Here is a 14,629-nt window from a genome sequence, read left to right on the forward strand (position 1 = left end):
CAGGGTTCATACACGCCATCAGTTCGCTCGGCCTAAACGGGTGAATGACAGCGCGAAGACAGTCGAGGCAACCCAGCCCAGGATTGTGCACAGGTTCAGTAGCCATTCGAGTAGCCAGCCCCGTTGCTCGGAGATCGGATACCAGGTCGACCTCTGGTGCAGATCGATCAGCGGCACCACGGTGTCGACTGCGTAGAAGAACGGATTGAGGCAGCGAACCTTACCGTCGCCGCAACGACCCGGCACGGCGGTCTCCCCAGGCCTTGGCCGCGCACCGGCCGGCATGAAGACCAGCGCGTTCTGGTCGGTGGCGCGCATCTGCGCCTGGACAACGGGGAGGCTCACCGCGAGGGTGACGGCGGCGATCAGCGCGATTAGCAGGTAGACGGCTCGTTGCGGCCGGAATCCGTAGCGGACGGTCACATCTTGGAGCAGATCGAAGAGTTGGTGCGGCACGGCGCGGGCGGATCGGGCATGCCGGCGCTGCGCGATCAGCACAGTATCCGCGCCGTCCTGATCGCCGGCCGAGCGGAGTACCGCGGCCAAGTGCTCCCAGGCTCGGGGATCGTAGGACCGCATGCGCGACAACCAGGCGATTCGGTCGTTCGCGTTCCAGATCGCCTCTCCGCTCTGAGTACCCGCAAACCGTTCATAGGCGAAGCCGCCTACGTACGAGTCAGCCGGCCAGTCATCCACCGGATCATCTCCGAGGTATGAAGTCGTCGTGCCGGTGAAGTCGACTGACCCCTCGACGAGCCGCCAACCAAGGTCAACGCCGCCCCGGATATCGGCGAACCTGGCTTGGAAAGCAGCACTGCGCGCTGTCGGCGCGACCAGGGGCAATGTTCGCCAGATCATGGTGGCGCCATCGGCACGCAGTCTGCCGTCGACAACGGCGCGATTCAGGTCGACCAACCCGATCGAGTGGAACCGGCCACACAGACGGACATTTCCGGTTGCCCGGGCCATGTAAAGGCTGACCGTGCTGCCACCCGGATTGGTGAGGAATGCATCCTCCAGATTCACCACACCGGTGACCGACGCTCCCCGAAGGTCGAAGGATCCGCTGAGCACCGACAGGCCGCGGCACTGCACGTCACCGGCTACCTTCAGGTTGACGGCGCTGATACAGCGCCGATCAAGCGGCTTCGCGACAGTGGTGTGCTCCATCGTCAGTGGTCCGCTGATGCGGGCATTGTCGAGGCGGACTGTTCCCTCGATCGAAAGCGCGGATGCATGCAGGTCGCCGCCCAAGATGGATTGCTTCAGGTCGAGAGCGACATCGTCTGCGTTCCAGACGGCGCCGGCTAACCGAACGCCGCCGTCGAGCTGGGCACCCGGCATCAAGAGACCGCCGCGGACCACAGTGTCACCCTCCATCACCAACGCTCCACGTACGGTGAGACGCGGGGCGAGGAGGAAGATGCGACTGCCAGTCGGCTCGATGGTGTAGAACTGTCCGCCCTGGCCGGTTGGCGGAGCAGTGAGGTCCGCATTGCGGATGAGAAGCTGCCCTTGGATTATCGAATGCGACATCTCGATACGGCCGCGGATCCGGCAGCGCCCACGCGCGCGGGGCATGTTGAGAAGGAAGAGGCTGTTGCCAATATTCGCCTCGTTTATGTCCAGCGCCCGACCGTCCAGGGGCATGAGCTCCGTGCCGATCAAACCGAGCGATCCGGCCAGGTGCATGGCCGGTAGACGAACTTCGCCTGTAGCCTGGACGCGTTCGAGCCGTATGTTCCCGGCGATCCGGATCCGGTCCGCATGAATCGCACGGCCGTTCGTCGGCAAGATCCACGTGCCGACAACGAGGAGGTTCCCACCGATCTCGGCACCGGTAAGCCAGATACTTGCGGGACGGTTAGCGCTCCCGCCAGCATGGTGATCACCTGAGATCACCATGCCTGACAGGACGAGGTTGTGCGCGACTTGGACGCCTAGGGCAATTAGCCCGGGCAATTTGTCCGGGTGGCTCTTTGGGCGTTCGGCAAAGATCGCCAGCTCCTGCAGACGCGCCCCTTCCACATTGACCGGATCGGTAAAATCGCAGTCTTGAAAGTGCACGGCCACCGGGATCGTGGACGCCCGCAGGTCGAGTGGGCCGACAATTCGAGCGCCAGCGAGTCGCAGGCCGAATTGATCCGCTTCACCTGCGGCCAGACAGGCGGCCCGGACGTCGGCCGCCGCCACCTCCGCGTCCGCACAGTCTAGGCCCCGCTGAGCACGCGACGCCGCGAGCAGTTGCGCGGAGAAGTTCTCATCAGGGCGTAGCGGCACCCATCCAGACTGGTCCACTCGGACCACAGTAAGGGCTGCTGGCACATAGGGTGGCCGGCCACAGGAGCGGACCATCCGCGGGTTTAGCGAGACGCTCAATGGACCGACGCATCGGCCTGGGCGCTGTCGGCGCGTGTCAACCAACCGGCGTCATGCCACCATGGGTGCGGATGCGGCGATGGGATGGAGGAACGGCTGGTACTGCCAGGTGGGGCCGCCTCGCAGGTAGGCGAAGAGGACGGCGTGGAGGGCCGCCGGTGGGCCGGTCAGCATGAGGGGCTCGGTGCCCGGGAAGGTCATCACGCAGCTGGCGTTCTCGAGGTAGTACTCCATCACGGCCGCGTGGTCGAAACGCAACCATCGGCCGTCGATACAGCACCAGGTGGTGGAGGCGGTGACGATCACCCGTACCGTGCGGTGCTCGCGCCATTGGGTCTGCGCCATCGCCGCGGCCCGGGATCGGGCGAGACTGTTGCTGACGAGGTTGCCGATGGCCGCGCCGGCGACGAAGCCGGGGGAGCCGACCGCGACGGTGAAGCCCGGCTGGAACGTCACGTTCATGCCGTAGTAGCGGGCGTAGCCCATCACGGTGTCCAGGTAGACCGGCTCCGGGCTGACGAAGCCGCCGGCGAGGACCTGCTGCGGTGGCAGTCCGCGGCTGAGCGCCGTGTACGCGTTGACCGCCGACTCCCAGCCGAGCTGGTGGGCCTTCATGATCTGCGGGACGGGCAGGGCTCGCCCGATCCCGTAGCCGAGCGCGTACACCAGGAGCGTCGGCGGTGAGCACACGCCCACGACCACGGCGCTGATCCAGCGCCCGGCGGCGAACCGGTAGCGGCGACGGCCCTCCATGATGCCGACGAACAGTGCGACAGCGATGGTGGACAACAGCGGCAGCAGGGCGAGGCCGGCCAGCCCGAACAGGCCGTACTCGGTGCCGCACGGGCCGTCGTACTTCTGCTGCTCCGCGCCGGGATGGGTGGCGATGCACGCCTGCCAGCGATGGATGAGGTACCAGACCACCGGGTTGAGCGGCATGACGACCGCCGTGAAGATCCAGTACCGGCCCGGCCGTCGAACACTCCCCGCTGTCATGGTCGTCGATCATTCCAGACATCGCGGAGCGCAGGGCACTCAGTTGCAGCCGAGGGCGCGGCCGAGTCGGAGACTCCGCCGCGCCCTCGGGATTCCGCCGGATGATCAGTGCGTGCGCGGGTCCACATCGCTGCTGCGGCTGCCGGCCTTCGCCAGGCCGCGGCTGATCATGTAACCGATGGTGAGCAGGGTGATGTACCACCACGCCTTGTCGGCGGCGAAGTAGTCGGCGCCGTTATTGGCACTTCCGTCGCCGACGGTGTAGGAGGCGATCAGTACGCCGATGACCGCGAGCACGTAGACGATCAGCTCAGTGGTCTTGAAAGAAGGCTTGGTCTCCTCGCCCCGGAACCGGGTGCCCTTCACGGTGACGTTCTCGTTGTGGGCGTGAGTGCTGGTAGCCATCGTTATCTCCTTGGGGGGCTTACTGAAAGCTGTCTGGTTCGGACCGTCCGTGACCAGCAACTACCCGGGGTCGCAAGGCGCAATCAAAGCCACACAGCGCGTTTTCAGATTGTTACCAGAAACGCAGGTCCCAGCGTGCGGAATCAGGACGGTGCCTCCGGGCCGGAATCTATCGACTAGCGTCGTTGGGATGCCGACCCCAGTGCGTTATCGCTCGGAGGAAGAGGACAGCGGCCGGTGGATCGATTTCCGGTTTCGGCCCGGGGACGTCGTCATCAGCACCCGGTCGAAGTGCGGCACGACCTGGATGCAGATGATCTGTGCGCTGCTGATCTTCCAGACCGCTGACCTGCCCGCGCCGCTGGCGAGCCTGTCGCCCTGGCTCGACTGGCTGACCAGTCCTCGGGAGCGAATCTACGATCAGCTCGCCGCCCAGCAGCACCGGCGCTTCATCAAGACCCACACACCGTTGGACGGCATCCCGGTCGAGCCCGGCGTGGCGTACATCGTGGTGGCTCGTCACCCGCTGGACATGGCGGTGTCGCTGTACCACCAGGGCGACAACATCGACCGGGAACGGCTGCGCCGGCTCACCGGGCGGCCCGAGGCCGTCGAAGCGCCGCGGCCGCGCCCCGACCTGCGTACCTGGCTGACGCGCTGGATCGAGAGCGCCAGTGATCCGCGTACGGCGCTGGACTCGCTCCCCGGCGTCATGTGGCACCTGACCGGCGCCTGGCAGCGGCGGGCCGAGCCGAACGTGCTCCTGGTGCACTACGACGATCTGCAGACCGATCTGCCGGGGCAGATGCGGTCGATTGCCGCCCGGCTGGGCATCACCGTTCCCGAGGAGCGGTGGCCGGAGCTGGTGCGGGCGGCGACGTTCGGCGCGATGCGCGAGCGGGCCGCGGACTTGGTGCCGGACGCCGGCGGTGTGCTCAAGGATCCGCGGGCGTTCTTCCGGCGGGGCCGGTCGGGGAGCGGGGCGGCCTGCCTGAGTGCCGCGGAGCTCGCGCGCTATCACGAGCGGACCGCGGAGCTGGCGCCCGCGGATCTGCTCGCCTGGCTGCACCGGCTTGCGCGCTAGATCGTAAGCGCGCATACTAGTTTCATGAAGACGATCGCCACCGCCCAGATCACCTCCGACGTCCGGCCCCAGGCGTTCTTCGACCGCTGGGCCGACGTCGGCACCTGGCCGGAGTGGAACACCGACACCGATTGGGTACGCCTCGACAGCCCCTTCCGTGCCGGAGTCACCGGCACGATGAAGCCGAAGGGCGGCCCGGTCACCCGGTTCGTCGTCACCGAGCTCGTCCCGGACCGCGCGTTCACCGACGTCTCCCTGCTGCTGGGCGCGCGGTTGACGTTCCGGCACCTGGTCGAGTCGCACGCCGGCGTCACCACGGTGACGGTCCGGGTCACCATCGAGGGCCCGCTCGCCTTCTTCTGGAACGTCGTGCTCGGCAAGGACATCGCCAAGGGCCTGAGCGGCGACCTCGCCCGCCTCGAGGAGGCCGCCCGCGCGGCCGGGGTGCCGGCGTGAGGCACTGGCTCGGCGTGGTGTGCCGCGATCACGTCCGGCGGGGCGTCGACCGGGGGATCGCCCAGCTCGGTCACGGCAAACGCGCCGGGCTGGCCCGGCTCGCCGCCGGTGACCGGCTGGTCTACTACTCGCCGCGGACCAGCCTGCGCGACGGCGACCCGCTGCAGGCGTTCACCGCCCTCGGCGTGATCGCCGACGACGAGATCTGGCAGGCTGACGAGGGCGATTTCCAGCCCTGGCGGCGCCGCGTCGGCTACCTGCCCGGCGCGGTCGAGACGCCGATCCGGTCGCTGGGCCTGGACTTCACCGCCCAGCCCGGCTGGGGTGTCCAGCTGCGCCGCGGTCTCGTCCCGCTCGGCGAGGACGACTTCGGCCGGATCCACGCGGCCATGCGGGGGTAACGATGAGCCTGGACACCCGGCACGACAGCGCCGACGAAAGCCCCGGTCTGCTGCTCTGGCAGGTCACCAACCGGTGGCAGGCCGCGCAGCGGGCCGCGCTGAAACCGTTCGAGCTCACCCACGTGCAGTTCGTGCTGCTGGCGACGCTCACCTACCTGCAGGAGTCGGGGGCGGTCACCCAGAAGGCCCTGGCCGGCATGGCCGCCACCGACCCGATGATGACCTCCCAGGTGCTGCGCACGCTGGAGGGCCGCGACCTGGTGCACCGGCCCCCGCACCCGACCGATCGGCGGGCGCGGGCGGTGGCCGTCACCGAGTCCGGGCGGGAACTGGTCAACCGGGCCGTGGTCGCGGTCGAGGAGTGCGACGCGACGTTCTTCGCCGCTCTCGGCAGCGGCCTGCCCGCGTTCACCGCGGCTCTGCGCACGATCGCCGGGGCCCGGCGCGCCTAGCGACCGGGGGAGAGGCCGGGCGGGCGCGAGATCAGGCGTCGCTCGGGCCGGGTTCCCAGCCGGTCCGCTGGGCCCACTCGTCGGCACGCTGGATGATCTCCCAGCAGAACGGGGCCTTCGCATCGGTGTAGGCCTGCCCGTCGTGGCGGTGCTGCGCCGCCAGCGCCCGTTTGACGCGCGCGTAGCCGGCGGCCGCGCCCTGATCGACGCGCAGGAAGTCGCGGAACAACAGGGCGAACTGTTCCGAGAAGCTGCCCATCCGGCGCACGTGGATGTGGGTGCGTGGCCGGCCCGGCGCCTCCCTGAAGTAGCGCTTGGTGCGCTCCGGGTTCTCCGCCCGGTAGACCAGGCCCATGCCGACGAGCCGATCACGGAACGGGCTCACCGGCTCCAAGCGATCGACCGACACCTGGATGTCGATGATCGGCTTGGCGGCGAGACCCGGCACCGACGTGGAACCGATGTGATCGATACGCAGCGCCACGTCACCGAGGGCGCGGCGGAGCGCGTCGCCCATCTCGGCGAAGCGTGCCGGCCAGGCCGGATCGTGGTCGGCGATCCGGATGACCCGCCTGCCCAATTCATCGACGTCAGCGCTCATCGAATCATCGTAAGGGGCTAAGCGCACCCGGACGGCTGCCGAACGGTGAGGCATGGCGAGGCAGGGGCGTTTGCGAGGACGGCAGTTCGGCGGACCGGCGTGGACCGGGTACCTCACCGGTGTCGGGGTGCTGATGCTGGTCGGGGTGGTCGCGTACCTGTGTGTCGGCGCGGCTCTGGCACCGCGACAGGCGATCGACCGCACGCAGCACACCCTGGCCCTGCTCTCCGAGGTGCGGGGCGAGTTGGCCGACGCTCAGCGCGGGGAGCAGACGTTCGCTTTCACCGCCGACGAGCACTACCTGCAGCCCTACACCGACGCGGCGGCGCAGCTGCCGGCCTCCCTCGCGGCGCTGCGGGGCAGCGTCGGCGACGGTGCCGCGCAGCAGGCCACCGTCGACGCGCTGGACGCGGCGGCCACCGGCGCGGTTCAGGACCTGGGCAGGGCGGTCACCATGATCCGCACGAACGGCGCCGTCGGCGTCAGCCCCGTCGTGCTCGGCACGGCCGGCACCGAGCTGCTCGCAAACGCGCGCCAGCACCTCGACGTGCTGCAGGGCGAGCAGATCGCCCAGCTGCGCGCCCAGCAGCAGCGAGCCGCCGACGAGACCGCGACCGCCACCGCGGCGGTCGTCGGCGCCGCGCTGCTCGGGTTCCTGCTGCTCACCGCGCGGGCCTGGTGGAGTGCCCGGTCCACGACGGTCCCGGCCGCGAGCGTCGACGCGGCCCCGTCGGTCGTTGCCGACGAGCTGTGGCACGCTCCGCTGCGCGTGCTGCTGGCCGAGGACGAGCAGGTCAACCAGCAGGTGGCCCAGTTCATGCTGGGCAAGCTCGGGCACCGGGTGGACACGGTCGCCAACGGTCTGGAGGCCGTCCAGGCGCTGCGCACCACGGAGTACGACGTGGTGCTGATGGACGTGCAGATGCCGGTGCTCGACGGCCTGGACGCCACCCGCCTGATCCGCGCGGACCTGCCGGCCGACCGGCAGCCGCACATCATCGCGATGACCGCCAGCGTGCGCGTCGAGGACCGGACCGCGTGCCGTGCCGCCGGCATGAACGACTACCTGTCGAAGCCGATCCGGTGCCCCGAGCTGACCGCCGCGCTGACCCCGCTGCTGCTCACCGGCTCCGACGAGCCGGCGGCCGAGGCGGAATCGCCGGTGGCCGGCGCCGATCGGGGCGCCGACATCCGGGCGCGGATGGCCGACATCAGCGACGGGGAGCCGACCGGGGCGGAGCGGCAGTTGCTGGCCCGGCTGCTGACATCGTTCAACCGGCGGATGCCGGGCGGGATCGACGAGCTCGCCGGCCACATCACCGCCGGGGACGTCACCGCCGTCCAGCATCAAGCGCACGCGCTGAAGGGATCCGCGACGAACATCGGCGTCACCGGTCTCGCCCACCTGTTCGCCGAGGTGGAGGCGAACGCCCGCGTCGGCCACCTGCCGGCCGGCCCGGACACGGTCCGCGCGATCCGCGCCGAGTTCGGCCTCACCGCCCCGGTGTGCGAGGACATCGCCCACCAGCTCGCCACGACCGGCTGACCGAGCCGGTCGCGGGGGCGGCGCCGGTCGGTTTCATGTCCACGAGCAGGTGTCGCCGGCCTGGACGCGGCCCTGTCGTTGCACGGTGGCCATCACCCCGAGGGTCATTCGCCCGGTGTCCCGCCGGGTCGTCGGCGGCGAAACGGCGGCCGTCGGGCAGCTCCACGACCGGAGCCGGGGCAGCGGCGTACCCCCGGAATTGGAACAGGCCCGGCATCCGCCGGAATCGGCGGGTGTTCTTGCCGCTGCCGAACTTGCCGTCCGGGTCGCGCACCGCCCACAGCCGATCGCCGTCCAAGCCCCGCTCACCCACCTGGGCAGCCGGTACCCTCTCGCCGAGCATTGACTTCACCGGATAACGACGGATCTCTGCGACCTTCACGAGCCGACAGTAGGAAACCGTGTAAAGCCGGGGTGCGCAATCATCCATCTGACATTGATGTTCGGCTATAAATCGTCATGATGGATCCATGTCGGGTGCCCCTCAGCAGTTCATCACGCTCCTGGGAGTTTTGATCGGTGCGCTAGCGACATTCGCTGGGACGACCTGGATCGAGCGGCTCAAGTGGAGAAGATCCGTTCAGACGAAATGGGATGAGAAAAGGTTCACCGCCTACGTCGAGTATGCGGCGGCCGTCAAGCGATACATAACCGCCCTCCGGCGAGTGGCGGGCGGTATGGGCCTGGACTCGATGGCCCACCCTCTCGATCGTTCCCGTGGCCTCCCCGAGATCGAGAACGCGGAGATGGAGAGGGCCGCGGCCTTCGAGAGCATCCTCCTTCTCGGCGATCAGCCTGCGGTGGATGCCGCACGCGCCTGGCACAGGACCGCGTGGGAGCTGGCCTTCATGATCCAGGGGATAACTCCGGCTGGAACCGAAGAATGGCGGAATGCGATGCAGAAAGTGTGGGCAGCGAGAGCCGAATTCTATAAGTGTGCGAGGCGGGATCTAGGGGTGCAGGACGTTGCTGTATACGACGACAAGAATTGATTGGTTGAAGGATCGTCACCTCTGCGGCGCTTGCCAGCGCTCTTTCCGAAGATCATGGCAAACGGTGGTGTCTCGCAGCCTCGACGGCGACGCAGGCGATTCGCAGAGCTTCAGGCGCTTGCCACCGGAGGTGCTTCGAGGCCTTTGACTAGGCTGATCGGCATCGTCAGCCATCTCTGGAATCGAGGCCGCGTGAACTCCGGTGCCTTGCCCGCTACCGCCGACCCGTCCGCCGCGGACGATGCCCTGGTCGCCCAGCCGATCGGTTACTGGAGCGGCGCCGTGCACAAGGCCGTCATCAAACGGCTGCGCGACTCGATGGCCGGCATCGACGTCACACAGCCGCAGTGGTGGACGCTCACCCGGGTGGGCGCCGGTGGTGGGCTCACCCGTGAGGATGTCGTCGCGCAACTGGCGGACGTGGCGGACGGGCCCGATGAGGTGCCGCGCGCCGTCGACCAGCTGCTGCACCGTGGGTGGATCGACGCGGACGAGAGGGGCCGGCTGCGGCTGACTGACGCGGGACGGGCGGCGCAGGGCCGGGTACGGGACCTGGTGGCCGGACTACGAGCGCAGATTCACCAGGGAATCGCGGACGACGAGTATGTCGCCGCGCTCAAGGTCATGCGCCGGATGATTTCGAACATCGATTCCATGACCGGCTGAACACGCGTTGACGCCCGTCACTACGCTGGCGCGATGATCAACGGGGTGGATCTCGTCATCTTCGATTGCGACGGCGTGCTGGTCGACAGTGAGCGCATCGCCGTGCGCGTCAACGTGGACATCACCGCCCAGCTGGGCTGGCCCCTGACGGCGGCCGAGGTGATCGATCGTTTCATCGGCCGCTCCCACGCGTCCATCGCTGAGATCATCGCTGCGGAACTCGGCGCCGAGGCGGCGGCGACCTGGACAGACCGGTTCGAGACCGAGCTCCGTCAGGCCGTCGACGCCGAGTTGACCGCGGTGGACGGGATCGAGGAGGCGCTGGGCCGGATCACCGCACCGACATGCGTGGCGTCCAGCGGTACGCCCGAGAAGCTGCGCCACACCCTGGGCCGCACCGGCCTGTATCCGCACTTCGCCGGCCGGATCTTCAGCGCCACCGAGGTGCCCCGCGGCAAGCCGGCCCCCGACCTGTTCCTGCACGCCGCGGCACGGATGGGAGTGTCGCCGCAGGGATGCGTGGTGGTCGAGGACAGCCAGTACGGGGTGCAGGCGGCACGTGCTGCAGGCATGCGGTGCCTGGCGTACGCGGGCGGACTCACCGCCGCTGACCGTCTGCAGGGTCCCGGCACGATCGTCTTCGACGACATGCGCGACCTTCCCGCCCTGCTCGACAAGATCTGACACGGCTCCGGAAGAACATGGGCGAGCCTGGGACTGCCACTATGGACCCATGGCGAACACGACTTCGGTCTACGAGCGCACCCTGTCCGGCAGCGTGGAGAGGCTGACCGTCATGGCGTACCTCGGCCATGAGGAGGGTGACGCCGACGAGATCCGGGTGATCCACGACCGTGGTGGCGTCACCGTCGAGGACGGGATCGCCTACCACGGCCGGCAGGGCGTGGCCTGGCTGGAGGACCACCGCCGCGCCAGCCTCGCCGGGGGATACCGGCCGGCCCGACTCGGCTAGCCGGGCCGGATCCGGGCGCGGGCGGTGACCACGGTCCCGCCCGGCCTCCGGATTCTGCTGCCGTCACGCGACCGCCGTGGGGGCGCCGCGGCCGAGTGCTTCCGCCTTGAGCTGCTCGAAGTCGGCCGTGGTGATCGCGCCGGAGTCGAGCAGGGCCTTCGCCGAGGCGATCTGGTCGGTGGCGCTCTGCTTGCCGTCGCTCGTCGCAACCGACCGGATGTACGCCTCCTGCCGGCTCTGCATATCGGCCGCCGAGGCCAGCGCCCGCTCGTGCATGCCGGAGCCCCGGGCGATCAGGTAGACCAGCATGCCGATGATCGGCAGGACGATGATGAACAGCGTCCAGAACGTCTTGGCCCAGCCGCCGATGTCGCGGCTGCGGAACAGGTCGCCGAACAGCCAGAAGAGGCACATGAACCAGGCGCAGAAGATGAAGAACTCGACAAGCGCCAGCAAGAATGATCCGTTGTCGTCGAACATGTGAGATGTCCTCCCGGGGAGCAGTGTTTCCCCAGTACATCGCCGACGGCCGATGGCGGCCTCATCCGCAATGGATTACTTCTCGGCTGTCTGTCAGAACGGCCTGATGGAGATCGCCGCCCGGGTCACGGTCTGCTGAACCGGGTGCTGCGCGAGACCGCCGGCGCGCCGCGGTGAGCTCGGCGCATCAGGTCTGGTGCGCCGCGGCGGTCTTGGGCAGGGCTAGCATCGCCGCCGCCGCCAGGAGATAGGTGGCGACCTGCCACGGCATGACCTTGGCCAGGGCATGCCCGAACACCTCGGCCGGGTCGCCGCTCCCGGTCGACGACAGCGCGTTGAAGAAGACGGTGCCGAGGACGGCGACGCCGACCGCTCCGCCGATCTGGTTCACCGTGGACAGGACGCCGCCCGCCGCGCCGGCCTGCCGCCCGGGGACCCCGGCCAGCACCACGTTGACCAGGATCGGGGCGCTCAGTCCCAGGCCGAGTCCACCGACGAACATCGCCGCGGCGAGCGACCAGTAACCGGGCGTGGCGCCGTCGCGGACCAGCCACCAGAGCAGCGCCTGGGAGGCGGCCAGGGTCAGCGACCCGGTGACCAGCAGGGCGCGCCCGGCCTTGGCCGCCAGAGCGACCCCGGCCCCGGAGGTGATCATCGATCCGATCGCGTACGGCAGGATCACCAGGCCGGTGTCCCACGCGGACCGGCCCGTCCCGGCCTGCAGGTAGATCGACAGCGCCAGGAAGAACGACGCCAGCCCACCGAAGAACAGCACCGACGCGGCGAGTCCCGAGGTGAACGGGCGCACCGACAGCAGCCCGGGGTCCAGCACCGGCTCGCCGCCGCGACGGGCCACGGCCCGCTCGTAGCCGAGGAACCCGGCCAGCAGGGCGACGCCGGCGACGAGCAGTGCCCATCCCCATGCGGGCCAGCCCCAGTCGCGGCCCTGGACCAGCGGCAGCAGCACGAGCAGGACCCCGGCCGCGGCCAGGGCCGCTCCGACCAGATCCAGACGGGCCCGCACCGGGGCGTGGGACTCGGGCAGGACCCGCGCCCCGAGGGCCAGGGCCACGACGGCGACCGGGATGTTGATCCAGAAGATGGTGCGCCAGCCCAGCCCCCACAGGTCGGCGTCGACCAGCGCGCCGCCGAGCAGGGGACCGGCCACCGACGCCAGGCCCTGGACCGCGCCGTAGGCGCCGAACGCCTTGGCCATCATGGCCGGTGCGAAGGAGGACCGGATGATCCCGAAGACCTGCGGGACCATGAAGCCGCCCGCCAGGCCCTGAACCGCGCGGACGGCGATCAGCACCCCGGCGGTCGGCGCCAGCGCGCACGCCGCGGACGCCACCGCGAAGCCCGCCAGCGACACGAGGAAGACCCGGCGGCGGCCGTAGTCGTCGCCGAGCCGGCCACCGGTGATCAGGCCGGACCCCAGGGCCAGGGTGTAGGCCGCGAGCATCCACTGCAGTTGCGCCTCGGAAGCGCCCAGGTCCCGGGCGATGTCCGGGGCCGCGACGGTGACGATGGTGACGTCGAGCAGGTCCATGAACGAGGCGAACAGCACCACGAGCAACGCCAGGGAGGCGGCACGCCCGGCCACGCGCGGCGGATCGGGGGAGTCCACCCGGGGAAGATTCTGCTGCGAAGAGGTCATGACGGCACTCTCGCAGCGGTAGCGGACACCGACTGACCGCTACTTCTGACAGCCTCGCATCATGGCCGACACGTCCGCGCGAATCCTGCGCCTGCTGTCCCTGCTCCAAGCGCGCATCGAATGGGCCGGACCCGACCTCGCCGAGCGGCTCGGCGTGTCGCCGCGGACCCTGCGCCGCGACGTGGACACCCTGCGCGAGCTCGGCTATCCCGTCGACGCGGTCAAAGGCCCCGGCGGCGGTTACCGGCTCGGCGCCGGCGGGAAGCTGCCACCCCTGGTGCTCGACGACGACCAGGCCATCGCCATCGCCCTGGCCCTGCAGACCGCCCCGGCGACCGTGACCGGCATCGACGACGCCGTCACGCGCGCTCTCACCACCCTGCGGCAGGTCATGCCCGCGCGGTTACGGGCGGCCAGCGAGGCGTTCGAGGTCACCAGCCTGCGCAACTACTGGGAGTTCTCGGCGCCGCCGATCGACGTCGCCACCCTGCAGGCCGTCGGCTCGGCGATCCGCACCCGACGCACGCTGAGCTTCGACTACGCGGACGACCAGCCCGGTTTCCGGCCGCCGACCGAGGTCGAACCACACCACCTCGTCGTCTGGGCCGGCCGGTGGTACCTCATCGCCCGGGACCGCGCTCGCCACCACTGGCGGACGTACCGCGTCGACCGCGTCCGTCCCCGGATGCCCACCGGGGTGCTCTTCACCCCGCAGCCCCTCACCCGCGACGATTTGACCAGGCTCGTGGTCCAGAACCCCGACCGCGGCGACACCCCCGGCCGATGGCAGTGCGTCGGCACCGCGACACTGCACCTGCCCGCCGACGTGGTGGCGCGCTGGGCGCCCGGCGGATCCGTCGTCACCCCCGCCGGCCCGGACCGATGCCGGCTGACGATCGGCGGCTGGTCCTGGGCCGGCGTCGCCGGGCTGTTCATCACCTTCGACACCGACCTCGACGACGTGACGCCACCGGCGCTCGCCGACGCCTTCGCCGCCATCCACCACCGGCTCCGGCCGGTGAACGAAGATGGACGGGGTGAGAATCAGATCGGCGACCGTGGATGACGCGGACATGCTTGCCGTCGTCCAGACACGGACCTCGCAGCAGGCGTACCGCGGGGTGATGCCCGACCACCACCTGGCCCGCCTCGATCCCGCCCGGCGCAGCCGGGTCTGGCGGCAGCTGATCGAGTCCGACGTGTTCCCCGCCGGGACGCTCGTGCTGGAACACGAGAGCGACGGCGTGGCCGGGTTCATCAACGTCGCCGCGCACCCCGATGGGGTGGGCGAGGTTCGCGCCGTCTACGTGCTGCCGGAGCACTGGGGGAGCGGCGCCGGCCGGCTGCTGATGGCGGCGGGCCTGCAGCGGCTCGCCGACGCCGGATACCGGGAGGTGGTCCTGTGGGTGCTCGAGGCCAACGAGCGGGCCCGGCGCTTCTACCAGGCCGGCGGCTGGTTCGCCGACGGCGCCACGAAGACCGACGACTCCCGGGGCACGCCCCTGGTCGCCGTCCGCTACCGCTACCGGCAACCGTGAGCA

17 protein-coding genes and 1 pseudogene are annotated in these 14,629 nt (G+C 69.6%); 11 read left to right on the forward strand and 7 right to left on the reverse strand.

Going from position 1 to position 14,629, the window contains the following annotated elements:
- Positions 1-18 precede the first annotated feature (18 nt).
- The 3 genes from AMIS_RS12515 to AMIS_RS12525 form a co-directional block, all read right to left on the reverse strand.
- Positions 19-2,298, reverse strand: coding sequence for a hypothetical protein (locus AMIS_RS12515; protein WP_157434830.1), 2,280 nt, complete (start codon positions 2,296-2,298; stop codon positions 19-21).
- A gap of 132 nt (positions 2,299-2,430) precedes the next feature.
- Positions 2,431-3,375 (reverse strand): hypothetical protein, encoded by a 945-nt coding sequence (locus tag AMIS_RS41590; RefSeq protein WP_014442651.1) that lies wholly within the window; start codon positions 3,373-3,375, stop codon positions 2,431-2,433.
- Positions 3,376-3,480: 105 nt separating this feature from the next.
- Complete coding sequence (locus tag AMIS_RS12525) at positions 3,481-3,780, reverse strand: hypothetical protein (RefSeq protein ID WP_014442652.1); 300 nt, start codon at positions 3,778-3,780, stop codon at positions 3,481-3,483.
- Positions 3,781-3,970: 190 nt separating this feature from the next.
- Between AMIS_RS12525 and AMIS_RS12530 the strand changes: the two genes are divergently transcribed.
- From AMIS_RS12530 to AMIS_RS12545, 4 genes are read left to right on the forward strand one after another with little or no spacing between them, the layout of a single operon-like run.
- Positions 3,971-4,864: a sulfotransferase domain-containing protein gene (locus tag AMIS_RS12530; RefSeq protein WP_014442653.1), complete on the forward strand. Its 894-nt coding sequence runs from the start codon at positions 3,971-3,973 to the stop codon at positions 4,862-4,864.
- 24 nt (positions 4,865-4,888) lie between these two features.
- On the forward strand, positions 4,889-5,320 hold the full coding sequence (locus AMIS_RS12535; RefSeq protein WP_014442654.1) for an SRPBCC family protein: 432 nt from the start codon (positions 4,889-4,891) through the stop codon (positions 5,318-5,320).
- Complete coding sequence (locus AMIS_RS12540) at positions 5,317-5,721, forward strand: EVE domain-containing protein (protein WP_014442655.1); 405 nt, start codon at positions 5,317-5,319, stop codon at positions 5,719-5,721. Before AMIS_RS12535 ends, AMIS_RS12540 begins: the two co-directional genes overlap by 4 nt.
- Before the next feature lie 2 nt (positions 5,722-5,723).
- Positions 5,724-6,173 carry a MarR family winged helix-turn-helix transcriptional regulator gene (locus tag AMIS_RS12545; protein WP_014442656.1) on the forward strand — a complete coding sequence of 150 codons (450 nt, stop codon included), beginning with the start codon at positions 5,724-5,726 and terminating at the stop codon, positions 6,171-6,173.
- A 31-nt stretch (positions 6,174-6,204) separates the two neighbouring features.
- On the opposite strand, the gene AMIS_RS12550 is transcribed toward AMIS_RS12545, so the two are convergent.
- Positions 6,205-6,774, reverse strand: a complete 570-nt coding sequence (locus tag AMIS_RS12550; protein WP_014442657.1) for a GrpB family protein — start codon at positions 6,772-6,774, stop codon at positions 6,205-6,207.
- Positions 6,775-6,844: 70 nt separating this feature from the next.
- Between AMIS_RS12550 and AMIS_RS40470 the strand changes: the two genes are divergently transcribed.
- Positions 6,845-8,320, forward strand: a complete 1,476-nt coding sequence (locus AMIS_RS40470) for a response regulator (protein WP_051041943.1) — start codon at positions 6,845-6,847, stop codon at positions 8,318-8,320.
- 109 nt (positions 8,321-8,429) lie between these two features.
- Here AMIS_RS40470 and AMIS_RS44840 read toward each other — a convergent pair.
- Positions 8,430-8,702: pseudogene (locus AMIS_RS44840) on the reverse strand (MOSC N-terminal beta barrel domain-containing protein); the annotation flags it as partial.
- Between the two features lie 88 nt (positions 8,703-8,790).
- Between AMIS_RS44840 and AMIS_RS12560 the strand changes: the two are divergent.
- The 4 genes from AMIS_RS12560 to AMIS_RS12575 all read left to right on the forward strand — a co-directional run bounded on the left by AMIS_RS12560 (position 8,791) and on the right by AMIS_RS12575 (position 10,951).
- Positions 8,791-9,312 (forward strand): hypothetical protein, encoded by a 522-nt coding sequence (locus tag AMIS_RS12560; RefSeq protein ID WP_014442660.1) that lies wholly within the window; start codon positions 8,791-8,793, stop codon positions 9,310-9,312.
- A gap of 192 nt (positions 9,313-9,504) precedes the next feature.
- Positions 9,505-9,978: a MarR family winged helix-turn-helix transcriptional regulator gene (locus AMIS_RS12565; RefSeq protein ID WP_014442661.1), complete on the forward strand. Its 474-nt coding sequence runs from the start codon at positions 9,505-9,507 to the stop codon at positions 9,976-9,978.
- 33 nt (positions 9,979-10,011) lie between these two features.
- Positions 10,012-10,662 carry an HAD family hydrolase gene (locus AMIS_RS12570; protein WP_014442662.1) on the forward strand — a complete coding sequence of 217 codons (651 nt, stop codon included), beginning with the start codon at positions 10,012-10,014 and terminating at the stop codon, positions 10,660-10,662.
- 49 nt (positions 10,663-10,711) lie between these two features.
- Positions 10,712-10,951, forward strand: a complete 240-nt coding sequence (locus tag AMIS_RS12575) for a hypothetical protein (RefSeq protein WP_014442663.1) — start codon at positions 10,712-10,714, stop codon at positions 10,949-10,951.
- A gap of 63 nt (positions 10,952-11,014) precedes the next feature.
- Here the strand turns inward: AMIS_RS12575 and AMIS_RS12580 are convergent, their stop codons facing one another.
- Both AMIS_RS12580 and AMIS_RS12585 read right to left on the reverse strand, forming a co-directional pair.
- On the reverse strand, positions 11,015-11,431 hold the full coding sequence (locus tag AMIS_RS12580; protein WP_014442664.1) for an SHOCT domain-containing protein: 417 nt from the start codon (positions 11,429-11,431) through the stop codon (positions 11,015-11,017).
- A 187-nt stretch (positions 11,432-11,618) separates the two neighbouring features.
- The gene (locus AMIS_RS12585; RefSeq protein ID WP_014442665.1) at positions 11,619-13,088 is read right to left on the reverse strand and encodes an MFS transporter; all 1,470 of its coding nucleotides are present in this window, start codon (positions 13,086-13,088) and stop codon (positions 11,619-11,621) included.
- Between the two features lie 61 nt (positions 13,089-13,149).
- On the opposite strand from AMIS_RS12585, the gene AMIS_RS12590 reads away from it, so the two are divergent.
- Together AMIS_RS12590 and AMIS_RS12595 are read left to right on the forward strand one after the other, a co-directional pair.
- The gene (locus AMIS_RS12590) at positions 13,150-14,154 is read left to right on the forward strand and encodes a helix-turn-helix transcriptional regulator (RefSeq protein WP_014442666.1); all 1,005 of its coding nucleotides are present in this window, start codon (positions 13,150-13,152) and stop codon (positions 14,152-14,154) included.
- Entirely contained in the window at positions 14,126-14,626 is a 501-nt protein-coding gene (locus tag AMIS_RS12595; protein WP_014442667.1) for a GNAT family N-acetyltransferase, read from the forward strand. Before AMIS_RS12590 ends, AMIS_RS12595 begins: the two co-directional genes overlap by 29 nt.
- Positions 14,627-14,629: the final 3 nt, after the last annotated feature.

This window comes from Actinoplanes missouriensis 431 (assembly GCF_000284295.1).
Classification (GTDB): domain Bacteria; phylum Actinomycetota; class Actinomycetes; order Mycobacteriales; family Micromonosporaceae; genus Actinoplanes; species Actinoplanes missouriensis.

Excerpts from the sequence above, each read along its gene's own strand:
- AMIS_RS12580 (WP_014442664.1), bottom strand. The coding sequence starts at position 11,431 with ATGTTCGACGACAACGGATCATTCTTGCTGGCGCTTGTCGAGTTCTTC.
- AMIS_RS12590 (WP_014442666.1), top strand. The coding sequence starts at position 13,150 with ATGGCCGACACGTCCGCGCGAATCCTGCGCCTGCTGTCCCTGCTCCAA.
- AMIS_RS12575 (WP_014442663.1), top strand. The coding sequence starts at position 10,712 with ATGGCGAACACGACTTCGGTCTACGAGCGCACCCTGTCCGGCAGCGTG.
- AMIS_RS12525 (WP_014442652.1), bottom strand. The coding sequence starts at position 3,780 with ATGGCTACCAGCACTCACGCCCACAACGAGAACGTCACCGTGAAGGGC.
- AMIS_RS12585 (WP_014442665.1), bottom strand. The coding sequence starts at position 13,088 with ATGACCTCTTCGCAGCAGAATCTTCCCCGGGTGGACTCCCCCGATCCG.
- AMIS_RS12535 (WP_014442654.1), top strand. The coding sequence starts at position 4,889 with ATGAAGACGATCGCCACCGCCCAGATCACCTCCGACGTCCGGCCCCAG.
- AMIS_RS12570 (WP_014442662.1), top strand. The coding sequence starts at position 10,012 with ATGATCAACGGGGTGGATCTCGTCATCTTCGATTGCGACGGCGTGCTG.
- AMIS_RS12550 (WP_014442657.1), bottom strand. The coding sequence starts at position 6,774 with ATGAGCGCTGACGTCGATGAATTGGGCAGGCGGGTCATCCGGATCGCC.
- AMIS_RS12530 (WP_014442653.1), top strand. The coding sequence starts at position 3,971 with ATGCCGACCCCAGTGCGTTATCGCTCGGAGGAAGAGGACAGCGGCCGG.
- AMIS_RS12560 (WP_014442660.1), top strand. The coding sequence starts at position 8,791 with ATGTCGGGTGCCCCTCAGCAGTTCATCACGCTCCTGGGAGTTTTGATC.
- AMIS_RS41590 (WP_014442651.1), bottom strand. The coding sequence starts at position 3,375 with ATGACAGCGGGGAGTGTTCGACGGCCGGGCCGGTACTGGATCTTCACG.
- AMIS_RS12545 (WP_014442656.1), top strand. The coding sequence starts at position 5,724 with ATGAGCCTGGACACCCGGCACGACAGCGCCGACGAAAGCCCCGGTCTG.